13 protein-coding genes and 4 pseudogenes are annotated in these 17,461 nt (G+C 67.2%); 10 read left to right on the top strand and 7 right to left on the bottom strand.

The genetic code is table 11. The features are described from left to right. Positions 1-6: 6 nt before the first annotated feature. Together ABZ464_RS46405 and ABZ464_RS46410 are read right to left on the bottom strand one after the other, a co-directional pair. Entirely contained in the window at positions 7-1,470 is a 1,464-nt protein-coding gene (locus ABZ464_RS46405) for an APC family permease (protein ID WP_359287995.1), read from the bottom strand. A 540-nt stretch (positions 1,471-2,010) separates the two neighbouring features. Then, positions 2,011-2,259: pseudogene (locus ABZ464_RS46410) on the bottom strand (hypothetical protein); the annotation flags it as partial. A gap of 76 nt (positions 2,260-2,335) precedes the next feature. Between ABZ464_RS46410 and ABZ464_RS46415 the strand changes: the two are divergent. Then, entirely contained in the window at positions 2,336-3,079 is a 744-nt protein-coding gene (locus ABZ464_RS46415) for a hypothetical protein (RefSeq protein WP_359287996.1), read from the top strand. Here the strand turns inward: ABZ464_RS46415 and ABZ464_RS46420 are convergent. Next, positions 3,076-3,410: pseudogene (locus ABZ464_RS46420) on the bottom strand (hypothetical protein); the annotation flags it as partial. The gene ABZ464_RS46415 and the pseudogene ABZ464_RS46420 overlap by 4 nt on opposite strands. Positions 3,411-4,098: 688 nt before the next feature. Between ABZ464_RS46420 and ABZ464_RS46425 the strand changes: the two are divergent. The 4 genes and pseudogenes from ABZ464_RS46425 (at position 4,099) to ABZ464_RS46440 (ending at position 7,699) form a co-directional block, all read left to right on the top strand. After that, entirely contained in the window at positions 4,099-4,812 is a 714-nt protein-coding gene (locus ABZ464_RS46425) for a hypothetical protein (protein WP_359287997.1), read from the top strand. A gap of 265 nt (positions 4,813-5,077) precedes the next feature. Next, positions 5,078-5,884: a hypothetical protein gene (locus tag ABZ464_RS46430; RefSeq protein WP_359287998.1), complete on the top strand. Its 807-nt coding sequence runs from the start codon at positions 5,078-5,080 to the stop codon at positions 5,882-5,884. Between the two features lie 23 nt (positions 5,885-5,907). Then, positions 5,908-6,289, top strand: a pseudogene (locus ABZ464_RS46435) (hypothetical protein); the annotation flags it as partial. 159 nt (positions 6,290-6,448) lie between these two features. Next, positions 6,449-7,699: a WD40 repeat domain-containing protein gene (locus tag ABZ464_RS46440; protein WP_359287999.1), complete on the top strand. Its 1,251-nt coding sequence runs from the start codon at positions 6,449-6,451 to the stop codon at positions 7,697-7,699. Positions 7,700-7,777: 78 nt separating this feature from the next. Here the strand turns inward: ABZ464_RS46440 and ABZ464_RS46445 are convergent. Then, positions 7,778-8,612: pseudogene (locus ABZ464_RS46445) on the bottom strand (IS5 family transposase). 143 nt (positions 8,613-8,755) lie between these two features. Here ABZ464_RS46445 and ABZ464_RS46450 point away from each other — a divergent pair. The 3 genes from ABZ464_RS46450 (at position 8,756) to ABZ464_RS46460 (ending at position 11,786) form a co-directional block, all read left to right on the top strand. Further along, positions 8,756-9,573 (top strand): IS5 family transposase gene (locus ABZ464_RS46450; protein WP_359288000.1). Its coding sequence is split into 2 segments (ribosomal slippage): positions 8,756-9,098 and positions 9,098-9,573, totalling 819 coding nucleotides; the frame shifts between segments, so codons are not numbered across the junction. Between the two features lie 65 nt (positions 9,574-9,638). Further along, positions 9,639-10,823 (top strand): IS701 family transposase, encoded by a 1,185-nt coding sequence (locus ABZ464_RS46455; protein WP_359288001.1) that lies wholly within the window; start codon positions 9,639-9,641, stop codon positions 10,821-10,823. Between the two features lie 384 nt (positions 10,824-11,207). After that, complete coding sequence (locus ABZ464_RS46460; protein WP_359288002.1) at positions 11,208-11,786, top strand: DUF4240 domain-containing protein; 579 nt, start codon at positions 11,208-11,210, stop codon at positions 11,784-11,786. Between the two features lie 515 nt (positions 11,787-12,301). Here the strand turns inward: ABZ464_RS46460 and ABZ464_RS46465 are convergent. Both ABZ464_RS46465 and ABZ464_RS46470 read right to left on the bottom strand, forming a co-directional pair. Then, complete coding sequence (locus tag ABZ464_RS46465; RefSeq protein ID WP_359288003.1) at positions 12,302-12,775, bottom strand: hypothetical protein; 474 nt, start codon at positions 12,773-12,775, stop codon at positions 12,302-12,304. A gap of 106 nt (positions 12,776-12,881) precedes the next feature. Beyond that, positions 12,882-13,361: a hypothetical protein gene (locus ABZ464_RS46470; RefSeq protein ID WP_359288004.1), complete on the bottom strand. Its 480-nt coding sequence runs from the start codon at positions 13,359-13,361 to the stop codon at positions 12,882-12,884. Between the two features lie 184 nt (positions 13,362-13,545). Here ABZ464_RS46470 and ABZ464_RS46475 point away from each other — a divergent pair, with 184 nt between their 5' ends. Both ABZ464_RS46475 and ABZ464_RS46480 read left to right on the top strand, forming a co-directional pair. After that, positions 13,546-14,133 carry a 3'-5' exonuclease gene (locus ABZ464_RS46475; RefSeq protein WP_359288005.1) on the top strand — a complete coding sequence of 196 codons (588 nt, stop codon included), beginning with the start codon at positions 13,546-13,548 and terminating at the stop codon, positions 14,131-14,133. Between the two features lie 467 nt (positions 14,134-14,600). Continuing rightward, positions 14,601-15,563, top strand: a complete 963-nt coding sequence (locus ABZ464_RS46480; protein ID WP_359288006.1) for a hypothetical protein — start codon at positions 14,601-14,603, stop codon at positions 15,561-15,563. A 69-nt stretch (positions 15,564-15,632) separates the two neighbouring features. On the opposite strand, the gene ABZ464_RS46485 is transcribed toward ABZ464_RS46480, so the two are convergent. Beyond that, positions 15,633-17,456 (bottom strand): hypothetical protein, encoded by a 1,824-nt coding sequence (locus ABZ464_RS46485; protein WP_359288022.1) that lies wholly within the window; start codon positions 17,454-17,456, stop codon positions 15,633-15,635. Positions 17,457-17,461 lie beyond the last annotated feature (5 nt).

Consider the following 17,461-nt stretch of genomic DNA (forward strand, 5'->3'; position numbering starts at 1 on the left):
CGCGCCTCAGAAGTCCGTGGCTACGGTGTCGTCGGCGGACGACGCGGACACGGGCTCCAGCCTTTCGTACTCTCTCGCGACTTGTTCGGTCCTGGCGGCGTCGAGCCTGTCCGGGCGGTAGTAGGTGCTGCGCCGATACCAGAACATCGGAACCAGGCCCAGGGCGAGAGCGCCGATGCCGATCCCGATGGCGGTGGGGTCGAGTTCGCCCAGCGACTCGAAGAGGATCCAGAACATAAAGAGCGCCCCGGCCAGCGGCCACAGCCCGCCGAAGAAGAAGTTCGCCCGGGACTTCAGCAGCACCTTGCGGTAGGCGACGACAACCGCGAGTCCGGCCAGCCCGTAGTAGACGGCGATCTGGAGTCCGATGGCGGCGACCGCACTGTCCAGGATGTCGCCGACCGAACCGAGCGAGTTGGAGGCCACAAAGAGAGCGAGGGCGACCGCACCGACGGCCACGAGCGCGACCCAGGGCGTGTGGTAGCGGCGGTGGGAGGTGCCGAGAGCGGCCGGCATGGTGCGATCGCGGCCCATCGCGAAGAGGGAACGGGTCACCTGGATGAGGGTGGTCTCCAGGGTGGCGATGGTGGACAGCATGACGGCGACGATCAACAGCTTGCCTCCCCAGCCGGGCCAGATGCGATCGCCGAGCACGGCCAGGACGTTGGCGCTGTTGGCCTCGATCTCATCGGCGGTGAGCAGCATGTTCACCGAGATCGTGAAAACCTCGAACAGGACGAAGACGACGGCGAGGCCGATGAGGCCGGCCAGCCCCGACGTCTTGCGGCTGTTGCGGGTTTCCTCGCTGAGGTTGCTGGTGACGTCCCATCCCCAGTAGTAGAACGCCGCGATCAACGCGCCGGCCGCGAAGCCCTGTAGGCCGTCGAAGTGACTGAAGCCCAGCCAGGACCAGGAGAAGTGCTCGACCGCGTTGTCGTGAGACAAGGCCGCCGTGGCGAAGCCGAGCAGGATGAGCAGTTCGATGCCGGACATGATCATCTGGGCGTGGACCGTCAGTCGCGCCCCCATGAGCACAACGACGAGCATCACCAGGAACCAGGCCGCGCCGACCGCGGTCGCCAGTGCGGTGTTGTCCGCCAGGTCCGGGGCGAACAGGGACAGCGTCATGCTGCCCGCCGGCAGCGAGCCTGCGACCATGAAGATCGTGGCCGAGACCACCAGCGCCCAGCCGCTGAGGAAGCCCAGGGAGGGGTGGAGGGCGCGGGCCACCCAGGAGTAGCTGGCGCCGGCGTTGACGTCGAGCCGACCCAGGTAGTTGAACGCCCATGCGATGCCGAACATGGGTATCGCGCAGTAGAGCAGTGCGGCAGGAGCGGCGAAGCCGACCGTGCCGACGAGCACGGCTGTGGTCGCCGCGAGCGAGTACGCGGGGGCACTGCCCGCCACGGCCATGACGATGCTGTCGAAAGTGCCGAGGACGTTCGCCTGGAGCCCTTTGGGTGTACTCATGAGGTTAAGCGGTGCCTTCCGATACAGCTGCTGTTTGTTGGTGCCCCGGCGGTGGTGGGGGCCGGCCCCCCACCCAGCCGCTGGGACGGCTGACTGGAAGCCCCGTGGCCTACCGGAAGACGGCAGCCGAATCGAGGGGGTGAAGGATTTACTCAGTCGACAACTCATCCACGACAGCGGGTTCAGCCTTGGTCCGTCGATGACTGGTTGTCAGACATGGTCTGCACAGTAAACCGCCCCACCGGCGAAAACGCCCTCGGGAATCCTCCTGCAGCGAAGTTGTGTAGCGGATTGCGTAGTTGTACTGAAACCTGGGAAACGGCGCTGAGGGTGCCTTCCCGTGCCTGGCACGCTGTCCGGCGAGTGACAGTTACCGAGCCTTTCCCAACTCCTGCCGCGAGCCCGGCAGTCGGCCTGACGGAGGGATGAAGCCCCTGGTGGATGGGTTTTCGACCAAGAGAACCTTCTCCACCAGAGGCGTCGCATGCTTGTCCACCCGCCCGGCGCCGACGTGGCTACTTCCTCCTACGTTGTCGCTCACACCAGGTCAAGGGGAAGCGTGTCCAGCGCCGGGCTGTGAGCCGGATTGAGCCACACCGGCAGCGGCTTCACCGGCTGGTTCGGCAACCCCCATCCAATCAGCCGACGCCGCTCGGCGGCCTGACAGCGAGGCGTCAGCAGTCTGTGGGTTTGATAGCCCTCGGGACGACGGTGCGGCTTCGCGGCGTACGGCTTCAGCGGCCCGTCGACTGGCCGGTGACGAGACCCGCCCGGCAAACGACGGACCATAACCACTGCGACACCGCAAGACTCTAGGCGGGAAGCCAGTCCAACGGTGCGATTGTCCTGTGCAAGACTCGCGTTCATGAGTGGCGATTTCGCACCCCTGCGCGAACTGGTTGAAGTGTCGGCATCGATCGCCACCAGGCCCGGCAGCGGGAAATCGGAGGCGGCCATTCGAGCCGCGGAAGGCTGGGTGGGGCCGCTGTCACAGTCCTACCGATGGTGGCTGGCCGAGTATGGCGAGGGCACGATCGACATGATGGAGGTTGCATCAGTCGCTCCGCTCACCAACTTGCACACGATAGACGTCACCACCCAACTTGATGGGGATCGGCTCTGCTTCTACCGAGAGCCTGAGGGAGGCGACAGCTTCTGGTTTGCGCTCGACCGGTGGGACGGCGAGGAGCATCCCGTGATCCGGCGGGATCACCTCACCGGGGATGATCAGGAGTTCGCTGATTCCTTCACGGGTTTCCTGGCGGTCAAAGTGGCGCTCCTGTCCGGACTCGGCGAAGGTCCGAACCCCACGATCACCCGTCTTTGGCGGTCCAGGCCGGGTGTCCTTCTTCCCAACGGCGTGTCGTTGTACGGGCCGCATGTCATCCGTGAACGCAACGACACCTACGAAGTCCGCGAGTACGCGCCGGACTGGGTGCTCGTCGGCGATGACAGCGGCGGGAGGGGGCTGTTCATGCGACTTCACGGTCCGGATCGCGGCTCTGTGTACGGCCTGGATCTCGGCGCCGTCGAGCATGACATCGAAGGCAGTGGTGAGCTGCTGACTGGTGACCTTATCGGTTGGCTCGCCGAAGGCGCGGGTGGCTAGTGCCGCATCAGGACGACGTTCGCCCTGTCGGTGACGGCGCGTAGGCGCTGGTCGACGGCATGGAGGTTTCGCCAGACGACGTAGCGGCGGATCATGCCGCCCCGTTCCTTGCGGCTGGTGTGGTCGCGGGCGCGAGCGCAGCGCGGTGAACTATGCCTCGATGCGGTTGAGCCGGAGCTGTTGGTGGAGGTGTAGGCGATCTCGGCGTCGTCCGCCGCCCAGGTGCCGACCCGGTGGCACCTCTTCGTGGCCATATGCGGGGAGCAGCTGCCGCAGACGATCGCGATGGCGACGTTGTGCGGTGCAGGCTGCGTAGGCAGCGGCAGAACTTCGGTTGCCGCGGCGGATGATCCGCAGCAACCGCCTACCCTTGGCGTCGTCAGTCTCGCGAACGCGTACTCACTCCGCTACGCGCGCCGCATGCCCTCGCTCCGCGCGTAGTGTGGCCGGCTCGCGTAGACCTACTGCCGTCGACTACCTGCATGACCTGCCCCGGTGGACTGACCACCCTTGATGAGACGGTGTCAGCGACGCGCGAACCCGCTCAGGTTCCGACGCTTGTCCACTTTTCAGCCGTCGCCGACAAGATGGAACTGCGCCCCCGGATGCGCGGGCATCCACCCCTGGCCCAAGGCACTGCGGACACAAGCCCGGACTACTGCCGGCACAATCGGGGACATCGTGTGCGACGACTCCACCACAAGAACTGAGCCCTGCGGATCCACCTGCTGAACCACGAAGGAAGCCCCCAGCCCGCCCTTGCAGTACACGCACTCCGAATCTCTCCGCACCTGCCACCGGTAATCGGTGCCGTCCAGCGTGATGAGCCGTGAGTGCCGTCGGTTGAGCGCCATCACCGACCTCCCCGTCAGAACTGGGGCCCCAATAGATCTCGCCTGTCATGTGCAGGCTGATGGCATGCTGGACGTTTCGCACCGATAGGCGCTGACCGTCTCGTGGGAGACATAGGCTCTCTTGCCACTCGTGGTGCATCGTCGGCTCGAAGGAAGAAGGACCTGATGTCCGAGCATGTGATCGAGGACCTGGTCGCGGACTCGGTCCGCGTCCTTGACGGCCATGCCGAGGCGGGCGACCCGCGTGTGCGGGACTGGTTCGCGGTCTTGTACGACTTCGAGAGCGGCTACGACTGCTCGTTCACGCGGTTTCGTGTGATGGACATCCTGCTGCGTCGCGGGTATACGTACCGGTTCCCGGTCGACCGGCACCCTGACTATGCCGAGCGGTCTGCGTACTTCGACGCGCTGACGGAGTTCACCGGCCTGTGCACGTTCGACGAGGACGCTCCCGACTTCGACGGCTACGAGTCCTGGCTTGAGGACGGCTACGTCGACCCGCCGTTCCTGTACTGCGACGCCGGCACCGCGCTGTGGCGGCGTATGGTCGCGGTCGGTGAACTCCACGGTCCCGACGCCGCCCCGCTCCGCCCCACCCGGGTGATCGAGGTGGTCCGTGAGGTCGCCGTCGCCGCCGAGAAGGAGCACGATCGCGAACTCATCGGCCTCTGGTACGCGTTCGGCTGCGCAACCCTCGTCGGCGGCCCGGCAGGCTGCCCCTTCGATGTCGACGAACTCGCTGAGATGCCCCCGGTGCAAGACCTGCGTGCCGTGGTCCGCCGCACCGACGCCCTGCCCATGGCACAGCAGTCGCCCTACGGATGCCCCGTGGAGTACGCCGATGACCACGACCTCGAAACCTGGTGGTGGCAGCTGTAGCTCTCGACGAGAAGATCACGTCGGCTCAGTTCACCTCATCATGTGGTTCCGGCACGGTACGGCGAAGCATCGAGGAGCGCAGCCAGGCGTGGGTTTCTGCCCTGCCTGTCCGTCGCGGTCGTCACACTGCGTATGCTCGTCCGCTGTGCGGCCCTGTGCCACCACTGGGACGGCCACCCCACCGGCAGGCGCCTGAGGTGACGCCTACCGCACGGCGCTGCGAAACCGAAATTCCTTGCGGAGGCTGTGCGGTTAACCTATGGGAATGCCGTACGAGCTCAACGCCGTCATCGGAAGTTTCGACCTGCTCAAGAGCCAGACCGCCGGGATTCGGGAAGCGGTTGTCGCCCCGCTCCGTCAGCGCATGGGGCTGGTGCCTGTCACCGCACAGCTCCTTGAGGAGCCGACCGGTCTGCTCACCCGTCAGGATGGCGCCGAGCCCGAAAGTCGACCGTTCACGGTGATGTCCCCAGCCTTCGAGCAGACCTTGAGTCACTGGTCCAGGGGCGGGCCGATCTCCTACGTGGAGGCGGACTTCCACGGAGGAGACGGATACCAGACCGCCGCTGTGTGGCGATCCGGCGCGAAGGTGTGGGGCCCGGTCCGTACCCGGGACTTCACCGGTCCACGGGAAGACTGGCCGATCAACGCCGCGCTCGCCCTGCTCGACGTCCTTCCGAGCGGCTCCGAAGAAGCGAACCACCATGACCTGTTCCTGGAGGTAGGGCTTGGCGGGGAACAGGACTTGGACGGCTGGCAGTCGGCCGGCCGGACTGCTCGATGGGCGGCGACCTACGACGAGTGGGAACAGGAGCGGCTGGCGGAGCAGGAGCGAACGGCGCGCGCCGCTGCGGAGTTCGAGAAGTACCGGAGGCTCCCCGACGTCCCGGTGACTCTGGACGGTAGGGCGATCATGGAGCTGCTCGGCATACCTCCAGGCCCACTGATCGGTGCGGCCACTCGCCATCTGCAAGATCTGCATCTCGAACGCGGCCCGCTGCCACGGGAAGAGGCGGTAGCCCGGCTGCGGACCTGGGCCGCGGAGCAGGACATGGGGCGCCGCAGCCGGTGATCGGTCAAGTAGTCGTTTCACTCGAACCGGCTCCGGACGGAGTCGTCGACCAACTGGTCCAGGAATTGGGTCAGTTATGTGAAACAGGTCAGCTGAGGAAGCGAGGAGGGTGAGCGCCGTGCTCGCGGCGCGGGGGCCAAGGGCGAGCCGACGGCCGCTGGCAGAGTCCTGGCCACCGTGCGCCGGCTGCGCGAACTCGGAACCCGCGACCTGCTCACCCAGCTCATCGGAGTCGACGGCAGCACCGTCACCTGGGCCGCCCGCCAGGTCCAGCCCCTTCTGGCCGACGACGGCTACACCATTCCCCACTCGACAGACTGGTTCCGCACTCCCGCTGGCTGTGTAGCTGTCCAGGGATTTCGTTGCGACGCGTGTTTGGGACTCGCTGCGGGGACATCTGCATGACCAATTCCTAAGTGACCGCGCGGATTGGTGAGGCGCCGACGGGCTGCGGATCTGGGGTCGCCGGGCAACTGGCGGCTTCATCGGTGACGTTACGTAAATGGTGCGGTGGGGGCATCGGGTTGGCGGTGGCGTGTCGGTGAGGGCTGCTTGGATGCAGGTATGTCTGATGATCTGCACGTTGACGGGGCCGGGGAGGTGCCTTCCGGGGTGGATGGGCGGTTGGCGGATCCAGGGTTCCTGGTGCATGCCGATCCGGCGGAGGTGCTTGGGCTGGTGGATGCGGCGTCGGGGCCTGCTGCGCGGTTGGCGGCGGCGGTGTACCGGGCGTCGGCGCATCTGTACCGGGGTGCGACGGCGGGGGTACGGCGGCAGTTGCTGGCCTTGGATGCTGCTCGGTACGGGGATCTGGAGCTGTCAGCGCGGATCAACGCCACACCGGTGGAGGGAGTGTCGACTGGGCCGTGGGGTGTGGAGTGGGCCGCTGGCATGGTCGACCACTGCCTCTGGCAGCCTCTCGCCGGCCACACCAGTGGGGTCTCGGCGGTGTCGACGGGGTTGGTGGACGGTCGTCCCGTCGTCGTCACCGGCAGCTACGACATGACAGTGAGGGTGTGGGACCTGACTACCGGCCAGCCCGTCTGTGAACCCCTTGGCCACACTGATGAAGTGAACGCGGTGGCGGTGGTGGAGGGGTGGTCCGTTGCTGTTACCGGCAGCGACGACTTCACGGTACGCGTCTGGGACCTGGCCACCGGCCGGCTCATCGGCGAACCCTTCAGCCACGCTGACAAGGTGTTGGCGGTGGCGACGGGGATGGTGGCCGGTCTTCCCGTCGTCGTCGCCGGCGGCTGGGACGGGGCCGTGCGGGTATGGGACCTGGCCAGGTACCAGCCTGTGGGCGAACCGCTCACCGGGCACACCGGCCCGGTGTTGGCGGTGGCGACGGGGGTGGTGGAGGGACGTTCGGTCGCCGTCAGCGGCAGCGACGACTTCACGGTGAGGGTGTGGGACCTGGCCACCGGCCGGCCTGTCGGCGAACCGTTCACCGGGCACGCCGACTGGGTGTTGGCGGTGGCGACGGGGGTGGTGGAGGGACGTTCGGTCGCTGTCACCGGCAGCGACGACTTCACGGTGAGGGTGTGGGACCTGGCCACCGGCAGGCCCGTCGGCGAACCGCTCACCGGGCACACCGACGCGGTGTGGGCGGTGGCGACGGGCGTCGTGGACAGTTGTCCGGTCGCGGTTACCGGCGGCAGAGACGGGACGGTGCGGGTGTGGGATCTGACCACCGGCCAGCAAGTGGGGTCGGAGTTGGTGTTTCCCGCGCCCGTGGCGGCGGTGGCCGTCGCCGCGGACAGTCGGCTGGTAGTGGGGTTCGGCCCGGAGACGGCCGTGCTGGCCCGCTGCTGACCATGTCTCCCGCGAGACGCTCTGGGGGTGTCCTGCCTGGTAGAGGCCGGTACTCGGGATGGTGTCGGCGTCGGCATTTCAGGAGCGACGGTGGGGTCGCGTCTGCCAGCGGTGGGTGGCCCACGCCCGGCGGATCAGGCTCCGTACGGTGATGATGGTGTCGGCGAGGTCGAAGAAGGCATCGATGACGGTGGCCTGGCGCTCGTAGCAACGGGCGAGGCGCTGGAAAGGGTTCTGCCAGGCGTGGGTGCGCTCCACGTGCCACCTCTGGCTTGCCTGGATGGGCGCCTTCTCGCCCTTGTGCGCGATCCGGCCGTGGAGGCCGCGTCCATCGAGCAGGGCGCGGGTGTTGGCACTGTCGTAGCCGGCGTGGAGGTGCACCGTGATGTCGTCCGGCAGGGGGCCGAGGTCGTCCAGGCGGTCCAGGGTCGGGGCGAGCAGTGGGGAGTCATGGCGGTTGGCTCCGGCCAGAACGCGGCCCAGGGGAATGCCGTAACCGTCCGTCATGCCAGAGCGTTTCAGGCCCTGTTTGCCGCGGTCGACTGGGGAACGTCCCGCCACCTCCGGGGGCCTTGGTGATGCAGCCATCCACAGCGATCTGGTCGAGGACGAGGCCGACGATCCGATCGTAGGACTCCAGCGCGATCCGATTGAACGCGGCGAAGACCCTCAGGCGTATCCACTCATCGCGACGGCTGCGGATCGTGGTGGCCGAGCACGTCGTATCCGCTATCGCCTCATACGAGCAGCCGAAACGCAGCAGTTGCAGCATCTTGTCGAAAACGATCCGGTCACTGATCCGCCGACGGTGACAGCTCAGCGGATGGTCCGGATGGTACTCAGACCGCGCGGGCAGCAGGACCGCGAACTGGTCCCAAAGCGGCTCGGTTAGCCACGATGGCAGGACGGGCACAGGTCTCCTCCGCGATCACAGAGCGTTGCAACTCCATGATCACCAGGACTTGCACCCGTTCATGCCACCCGGTGCCCAAACCGCCCCTATTCGCGGAAGGTCTAAGACCGTGTCCTACGTGGTGAGGCGTCGTTGAACACGGTATGGGGCGGGGTACGTGGAGTTGGATTGTTCCGGACGGGCTGTGGGAGATCGCGAAGCCGCTGATCCCGCCGTCGAGGGTGCGGCCGCAGGGCGGCGGAACGCAGGACACACCTGATGAGACGCTGTTCGCGGCGATCATCTATGTCCTGGTCAGCGGTTGCGCCTGGCGCCAACTGCCGCCCTGTTTCGGAATATCGAAGTCGACGGCTCACCGCCGGTTCCTGATCTGGTCGAGAGCCGGTGTCTGGGGCCGTCTGCACGAGGCCGTGCTGCACCGGCTCGACGACGTCGGCTTCATCGACGTCACCCGCATTGTCCTCGACACCGCCCACGTCAGGGCTAAAAAGGGGGCGAACACACAGGTCCGAGCCCCGTGGACCGGGGCAAGCCGGGTTCCAAGATGCACGTCCTGTCGGACGCGAACGGACTGCCCCTTCTCGTCGGCGTCTCGGCCGGCAACACCCACGACAGCGAAGGGCTGAAGCCCATGGTGGAGGGCCACCAAACGAGACACGACCCCCACCGCGGCCGCCACTTCAAGCCCCAGCGCCTGCACGCGGACAAAGCCTACGACCGCGCCGACCTGCGGAAATGGTTACGCGGCAAGCGCATCGGAGTCCGGATTGCACGCAAAGGAATCGAGTCCAGCGAACGATTGGGCCGCCGCCGCTGGGTGATCGAACGCACCATGTCGTGGCTGTCCGGCTACCGCCGACTCAGCCCACGCTACGAACGCAACCCCCGCAACTACCTGGCCTTTCTCGGCCTCGCCGCCGCCATCTGCTGCTACAAACGACTCGTCCGCCTCACCACGTAGGACACGGTCTAATACTGCAACGGTGCTTGCCGTGACTGCTGGCCAGTTCGGTCGTTGGTGCGGTCATGGGTGGGGACCTTGCCGAAGTCAGACTGTGGGCCGGAGAGCTGGACGTACTGCATGACAGGTTCGTGCACCGGTTCAACCGGGAGGAGCCGCGTCAGTCGGCGCTGGCGTATATGCGGGGGCTGGTTGCGCCGCTGGAGCGGAAGAACGGCTGGACGCTGGCGGAGGAGGCCGGACATGCCGGGCCGGACCGCATCCACCGGTTGCTGAACCGGATCGAGTGGGACGCCGACGAGGTCCTGGACGACGTACGCGACTACGTCGTCGAACACCTCGGAGACCGTGATGCCGTCCTGATCGTCGATGACACCGGGTTTTTGAAGAAGGGCATCCGTTCGGCCGGCGTGCAACGGCAGTACTCCGGCACCGCCGGACGCACCGAGAACAGCCAGATCGGTGTGTTCCTCGCCTACGCCACCGGCCGTGGACGCACTCTGATCGACCGCCGTCTGTATCTGCCCACCTCCTGGACGGATGACCGGGACCGCTGCCGCCGGGCCGGCATCGACGACAGCGTCGCCTTCGAGACGAAGGTGGCCATGGCCAAGGCGATGGTCCGCCGGGCCATCGCCGACAAGGTCCCGTTCAGCTGGGTGACGGCGGACGCCGCCTACGGCTACAGCAAGGGCTGGCGGTTCGAGCTGGAGCAGGCCGACGTCTTCCACGTCATGGCCACCACGAGACATGACACGGTCGTCACCCGCTGGTCCATCGACCACCCCGTCCACGAACTGTTTCCCGGCCTGCCGCGGCAGAAATGGAAGCGCCGTTCCTGCGGTGAAGGAGCCCATGGCCGGCGGATCTTCGACTGGGCCCGCGTCGAAGTGCGGCCCTGGCACCGCGACGACCGCCGTCACTGGGTTCTCGCCCGCCGCAGTGTCAGCAGGCCCGAGGAGATCTCCTACTACATCGCCTACTGCCCCGCCGACACGACGCTGGACGAGCTGATCCGCATCGCGGGCAGCAGATGGGCCGTGGAGGAATGCTTCCAGACCGCCAAGCAGGAATGCGGCCTGGACGACTACCAGGTCCGCCGCTACCCCGGCTGGCACCGCCACATGACCCTCGCCATGGCCGCCCACGCCTGCCTGACCGTCCTGCGGGCCCGACAGCTGGACACCAACAAAGCAGAAACGGATCCTCCCAGCTCATCCACCTCAGCCTCGCCGAGATCAGACGCCTGATCCACCGCCTCACCGACCGCCGACCAGCACCGGTCGAGCACATTCTGCGATGGTCAACCTGGCGCCGACGACGCCAGTATCAGGCCCGCCTGAGTCACTACAAACAACGCGGACACAGCCCCTGAAAACTGCGCAGCACTCAGAACAAGCACCGTTGCAGTACTAAGAGGATTGATGTCACTGGGTCCCCGAGACAGTCGGCCGACCGTTGACTTTGGCGTCTCTGTCATTACTGCGTGTGATCGGCAGCGGCGGGTGAGCCAGGGGCAGGCCGAGTCGGAGGTGCGATGGGTCGGTGGAACTACGTAATTTGCTACTCAGGTTCCGGGCAGGGTTGCCTGCCCGGGCATGTGAGTGCGGATAGGCGAGTTTATGATCGCTGGTATGGAGATGGACACTTGGTGGCGCCTTGTCGACACGGCTCGTGTCGCAGTCGGTGACCGTGCCGACGATCGTGAAGATCCAGATGATCCGCTGCCTGAGGCCCTGGTCAACGTTCTTTCCAAGCTGGAGCCCGCCGAGATCGTCGACTTCTACGCCAAGCATGTCGAGGTGAGCGACTTGGCATACACGTATCCCTTGTGCATGGCCGCCTATCTGATCGAGGGCAGCTGGTCCAACGATGGCTTCATGGACTTCCGTGGCGGGCTGATTCTTCTCGGGCGTGACACGTTCAGCCGTGCCGTGAAAAATCCCGACAGCCTTGCCACCGTGCCTACCGTTGTCCGAATGTGCCGTGAGGAAGGCGGCTGGATCGGCTACGAGAGTCTGAGTTATCTGATTGAGGACGCATACCAAAAATCCCAAGGAGAGACCGACTCGTTCGGTGCAGCAGTCGAGGCCGCGGTTAAGGGAATGGCGCGTCCAGGCAAGCCGTTGGGTGAGGAATGGGATCCTGGCAATGCCGAGCAGATACGGCTCCGCCTCCCCCTACTTGCAGCGCTTTCCCCCGTCCTCGACTGAGTTCAGGAATCGAGCTCGGCGCAAGGGCGCCAATTGATTCGAGTTGGCACATCCATCCGGCTGGGAACTAATCGGCTTGGGTGTCGGTGTCGGCGAGCACATCGAAACGAATCCCACAGTCACGCGCAAAGCCACGTTGCCCGCGTTCCTGTCGACCGACAGCCCCACGGAGTCCGCCACGTTGAGCAAGCTGCCGTCTTGAGCGGCCGGATCCGGCGGACCAGGGCTCCGCCGGTCGGCTCGTCGAACGGACCGCTCAGGTCCTCGGCCGCGAGCCGGCGATCGTCCGTGAGAACCGGGTCGGCGCGGGTTCCAGGTCCCAGCGCGAACAGCTGGGTGATCGGGCGGTCGTCATCGTGGGTCACCGCCCACCGGTGCCTGGCGGGAGGATGCGAGACAGTCCCGGCCCACTCGGAGACGATGATCCGCCGGGTGATGATCGGCGTGACGGTTCGCCGGCTCAGCTGGGGCCGAGCGGCAACCCTGGAAGGTCCGCGACCGTTCGTGCGCTCGGCTCAGGTGTCGTAACAACCGTCCCAGGGTGGATAGAAGCCCAGGCCGTCCGGATGGAGCTCGGCACCCATGTCACTGGCGTCTTCATCCTGCTCCTCCAGGACCAGACCGAACAGGGCCCCCTCGAAGCGAACGGCGAAGGGTGCGATCGCGATGTCCCGATACTGCCGCTCAGGCAGGGTATCCAGCCACGTGCCGAGCAGTTGCTCGGCCGCGGTGATCGCCTTCTGTTCACCGTCCGCCGTGGTGCCAGTGAACTGAATGCGTGAGTCCAGGTGGCGGCCGGCCTCGTCGAACCGATGGAGCACAGCGCACCAGCGTTTCTTGGCCTGCCAGTCGTCGCTGCTCCAGTCACTCCAGCCTTCGGGAAAGGCCGCAGTGACCGAGGCGAAGAATTGGCCGCCGTGACATCGCCCGATGGTGCTGGTGTGGTAGTCGGGCTCGTGCCTGATCGGTATGACATCGGGAACGTTCATGGCCGAATCGTAGTCTCCTTCTCAGGTAAGGGTGATGATGGCCTCAGCCGATGTGGAAAAGGTCCCGGACGCCCTCTCGGGCCGGCGGGTAATGGTCTCAATACGGCTACCCGTTCCGCCGGGCTCTGGTGTCGACGAACTGCTGGACGCGAGCCGCGAGGGCGTCGGTGTCGATGGGCGGCCCGATACGTTCACGTCGCTGTCCCCAGAGAGCTTGTGCGGGCAAAAGGCCTGCAAGGCATTCGACGACGTCGATGAAGTGGGTGATCAGGCCCGAGCTGTCCAGTTCAGGGTCATAGTGCAGTCGCAGGCCTTCGAACGGTCCCGGATGGTGGTGCACAACAGACCCCCGGGCCAGGGGATAGAGCCAGATGACGGGTTCGTCCGTGTCTTCGTCGAGAACCGCGAAGTGGTCGTCGACCTGTTCGAAGCGCAAGTGGTCCAGGGATCCCCAACGAGCATCCGTGGGCGGGAAGTTCGGATTGTCGTCGCCGCAGAGAAGAAAGACATCACCGAAGCTGGGCCGCTGCGGCCCGGTGAACATGACATCGATCACGCAGTCCTGCTCGGCGTTGACAGGTTCCATGTTCTCAAGTCTTCCCTTTCCATGTTGGCTTCCTTTTGCAGCCTGTACTGTAGACGTCACCGCGGACGTGCCCACTCTCCATCACTTGCCCAGCGGAATTCCGTTACAAAGGCTGACGACGGTGTGGACGTGCGGAAGGAAATTGAGTTGTCGAAGCTGAAGGAGCTTTCCTATGCTCAGTTCCATGCGCCACGAATCCTCTCTGCTGAACGTCATTGACGTGGAAGCCACCTGCTGGGACGGCCAGCCGCCGCCCGGCTCGGTGAACGAGATCATCGAGATCGGTCTCACCGTCGTGGACGTGGCGGCAGGCCGCCGCGTGTCCCGACACCGTGTCCTGGTCCGCCCTGTCCGGTCGACGGTGAGCGACTTCTGCACTGAACTGACCGGCCTGACTCAAGCAGAGGTGGAACGGGGCGTCACCTTCGCCGAGGCGTGCCGGATCCTCGTCGAGGAGTACGAGGCCGGGGAGCGCCCCTGGGCGAGCTGGGGCGAGTACGACCGTCGGCAGTTCGCTCGGCAGAGCCAGGCCGACGGGGTGGCCTACCCGTTCGGCTATCCGACGGAGCGGACCCACACCAATGCCAAGGCCGTATTCGCCGCGGCCTACGGGCTGCGCAGGAAACCCGGCATGGACCACGCTCTGCAGATCGCCGGACTGCCGCTCGAAGGACGCCATCACCGCGGTGAGGACGACGCGTGGAACATCGCCGCACTCGTCCTCGATCTGCTGGGCCGGGGAGCATGGCCGGTCACGGCCGCGATCGCCTGACTTCGTGCTTTCACGAGGTGTGTGTCCCTTTCGCTGCCGACGAGAAGGCGTTGGCCAGCTCACGCGTCCGCACCTCAGGATCAGGGACCGCAGTGGGAACGGACACCGCGGGTACTCCTCGTGCGACATGCATCTGGGAAAGCCAGTCCGTTCCAAGAGTCGAAGGGGGCAAGGAGCCTCCGGGCGGCCCGATTCTCGCTGTTGATGTACTGCTTAGGCGTCCGTGATCGTACGTAACAGGTCACGTATTTCGAGTGCAGGCGCACACTGTTTGTGCCACGGAGACGATCTACTGGACCCGTGCGGGGACGGGCACTCGGTTCGAGTGGCGCGATCTCCCGAAGGAGGCGTTCGGCAGCCCGGACGAGACCGAGTACACATTGCAGCCGGGGCCCTCGGCGCTGCCCGGTTCGCCGGAGGCAGTGAGGTCGTTCCGTCCCCGCGGCGCGTAGAGGTGAGGAGGGTCCATGTCGGACGAGAGCGACGTGCGGGAAGACATCCTGTACATCCACGAGGAGCAGGGGACGACCTACTTCCTGCTGATCGCCTACAGGCCCGGCGACGAGGCCCAGGCCGCCGGTTATGTTTTCCGGCGCCCGGTGGGCAGCGACGACCCCGCCGAGAACATCCTGGCGACCAACGACACGCTGCGCGAGCTGTGGTGTTCGCCGCAGGGGAGTCTCTGGCTGACGAGCACCACGGGTCTGGTCTGGACGACGGCACCGGTGGCCTGGCCGGACGAGGAGGAGATCGCCGACCTCGAGTTCGATGTGCCTGAGGGGGACCTCACCTGGCGTCATACGGAGCTGCCGGCACAGAGTTCCAACGGCCTGCGGCCGCGGCCGTGGGCGATCTGGGGGACTTCGGATCGGGACGTGCACATCGGCACTTTCGGCGGCGTGCTCTACCACTGGGACGGCGAGGTCTGGGCTCAGCACGATCCCGGTCGCGAGCGCCCCATCGGCTGCATCCGCGGACGGGCCGCCGACGACGTGTACGCGGTGGGGTACGGCAGCACCATCCTGCATTTCGACGGAGAGCGGTGGCATGCGATCGAGGACCCGGACGGGGCGGCCACCGAGGACGTACTCACCGGTATCGCGTTTCCGCCAGGCGGTGACGTGCTGATCAGCGGCAAGAGGGGCGGCCGCCTGCTGCGTGGAACGGCGGAGCAGGGCTTCACCGTCACAGGCCGGTATGGACTGTCCTTGAGCGATATGGCACTGGTGGACGGTCGGCTGTTCCTCGCCGCGGCCAAGAGCGGTGCGGCGGAACTGACCGCGGACGGCGTGCGGGTCCTGCGCGACGACCTGCAGCCCTGGTCGGTCGCCGAGGGCGACGAGCGGGTTTACTTCACCATCGCCACCGGTGACGCCGCCTATGCCGAATTGAACCTCGCCACCGGCGGGTGGCGGAACCTCAGTTACTGAGGTCTTGGCCGGGGTGCTCCCAGGTCGCCGACCGGGCGGGGACCGCCCTCGGCGCCCGGGGGACGCTGTTCACCATGCCGATCTCGCCAAAGACCGCTCGGCGCCCGCGAGATGGACCGCCGCGGTGAGCCAGACCAGTGCGTAGCGGTCGGCGTCGGGGGCGTCGAGGCGGCCGAAGACGTCGCGGGTGCGGCGGTCGGCCTCGGCGGTGAGGGCGGTGGTCAGCTCGGCCATGACACCGAAGCCGCTGCGGCGCAGCGCGGCCGCGTGCCCCTGCCGGTCGCCGTCCCGGGCCGGTTCGGCGACCGCCCGGCGGCCTCCGGCGACGGCCAGTTCCACCAGACGGCGCATCCGCCACAGCGGGGAGCCGGCCAGCGGGTCCGGGTCGTCCTGGCAGAGCCCTGCCACGGGCGGGAGGGCGTCAGGCGGCGGGAAGTGCGAGCCGGTGAGACGGTCGTAGCCCAGATCCGCCCGGCCCAGCCAGTCCGCGGGCAGCCGCAGGGTGGCCTCGGTGTCCGGCACCGGGCCGACGGCGAGGGGGCGGATGGTGGCGGCGTGGTCGGGGTCGAGTCGGCCGATCACGCGGATGCGGATGCCTGGGCGGGCCGCGAGCTGGGCGAAGTTGGCGGTATGGGCGAGGTCGGGGTGGCTGTTCGCGGACAGGAGGCGGATCAGCGGGCCGGTTCCCGGGGTGTGCGGCAGCAGTTCGCGGGCCAGCAGGCGGTCACCGGCGGTGCCTACGACGACGAGGTCGCAGCCGATCGGTGTGCGTGCCGCCTCGTCGTCCGTCGCCCCGGGAACCGTGGCGAGGCGGGTGGCGACACTCTCAAGCAGCGGGCGCTCGAAGAGTGCGGCCAGTGGACCGGAGGTCAGCGGCAGTCCGGTGACGGGGGTGGCCCGGACGCCCTTGCCGGCGCCGAGGCGGCCCTCCGGGGAGATCGTGGCGCCGGAGATCAGCAGACCGGCACGGGCGAGCCGGGCGTGGTCGAGGGCGCCGGAGCCGAGCGCGACGGTGGCTGTGGCGGCGGCCCGGGCGCGGGCGGGGCCGCCGGGCTGGACGTCGGCGACGGAGAACCAGCGGCCGTCCTCGGTGACCAGATGGGTGACGACACCCCCGTAGCCGGTGGCGCTGAGCACCGGCTCGCGGCAGACACCGAACACCTTCAGCGCGCCACCGGCACGGTAACCGCGGCGGGCCGTGCCGATGAGGGCCGGGTCGGGGTCGGCCGCGGCCAACCGGTGTGTGGTCAGGAGGAGTTCGCGCAGAGCCGTGACCAGGTCGGCCAGGCGGTGCTGGTTGTCGCGGGCACGGGCGCCGCGCAGCCCGCGTACGACACGCAGGGCCGCCGCCTCCGCGCGGTGTAGTCCGGCCAGCCTGGCGGCGTGCGCGGCCCGGAGCAGTTCCGCCTGGGACACGGCCCCGGCGGCGGGCACTCCCGCGGCGAGTACGGTCGCTGCGGCTGTCCGGAGTTCGGTTGCCGCCCGGATCTGGGCGGGGCTGGGGCCCGAAGGCACCTCGACGGCCGGGGGCTCGTTCTCCCCGGCGGCTCCGGCGGCTCCGTCTGTGTCAGCGGCTTCGGGCTCCACGGGGGCGGGGGCCTGTTCGGTCACCGGACATGCACTCAGGATCGCGGCGCGGTGCAGGCAGCGAGGGGCCAACAGACAGCCGCACACAGCCTGTTCGGCGGTGGTGAGCGCACCCGACGGACTCGGCGTGAGCACGACCTCCGCATCCTCCGCGCAGCGGATGCGGAGGACACCGTCGTCATCGGCGACCGGAAGAGCCGCGTAGGACTCGATCGCGGCGTCCAGCTTCCTGCGGAGCCGGGAGGTCAGGGACTCGACGGCGGTGGCGACCACATCGGGCGCCACCGGGGGCAGTTGGGGCTTCATGGGGA

Source organism: Streptomyces sp. NPDC005820, assembly GCF_040630255.1.
Lineage (GTDB): Bacteria > Actinomycetota > Actinomycetes > Streptomycetales > Streptomycetaceae > Streptomyces.

Bases quoted from the DNA above. Each gene is read 5' to 3' on its own strand.
- ABZ464_RS46405 (WP_359287995.1), bottom strand. From the start codon at position 1,470: ATGAGTACACCCAAAGGGCTCCAGGCGAACGTCCTCGGCACTTTCGAC.
- ABZ464_RS46415 (WP_359287996.1), top strand. From the start codon at position 2,336: ATGAGTGGCGATTTCGCACCCCTGCGCGAACTGGTTGAAGTGTCGGCA.
- ABZ464_RS46455 (WP_359288001.1), top strand. From the start codon at position 9,639: ATGGGTGGGGACCTTGCCGAAGTCAGACTGTGGGCCGGAGAGCTGGAC.
- ABZ464_RS46475 (WP_359288005.1), top strand. From the start codon at position 13,546: ATGCGCCACGAATCCTCTCTGCTGAACGTCATTGACGTGGAAGCCACC.
- ABZ464_RS46480 (WP_359288006.1), top strand. From the start codon at position 14,601: ATGTCGGACGAGAGCGACGTGCGGGAAGACATCCTGTACATCCACGAG.
- ABZ464_RS46470 (WP_359288004.1), bottom strand. From the start codon at position 13,361: ATGGAACCTGTCAACGCCGAGCAGGACTGCGTGATCGATGTCATGTTC.
- ABZ464_RS46465 (WP_359288003.1), bottom strand. From the start codon at position 12,775: ATGAACGTTCCCGATGTCATACCGATCAGGCACGAGCCCGACTACCAC.
- ABZ464_RS46485 (WP_359288022.1), bottom strand. From the start codon at position 17,456: ATGAAGCCCCAACTGCCCCCGGTGGCGCCCGATGTGGTCGCCACCGCC.
- ABZ464_RS46425 (WP_359287997.1), top strand. From the start codon at position 4,099: ATGTCCGAGCATGTGATCGAGGACCTGGTCGCGGACTCGGTCCGCGTC.
- ABZ464_RS46430 (WP_359287998.1), top strand. From the start codon at position 5,078: ATGCCGTACGAGCTCAACGCCGTCATCGGAAGTTTCGACCTGCTCAAG.
- ABZ464_RS46460 (WP_359288002.1), top strand. From the start codon at position 11,208: ATGGAGATGGACACTTGGTGGCGCCTTGTCGACACGGCTCGTGTCGCA.
- ABZ464_RS46440 (WP_359287999.1), top strand. From the start codon at position 6,449: ATGTCTGATGATCTGCACGTTGACGGGGCCGGGGAGGTGCCTTCCGGG.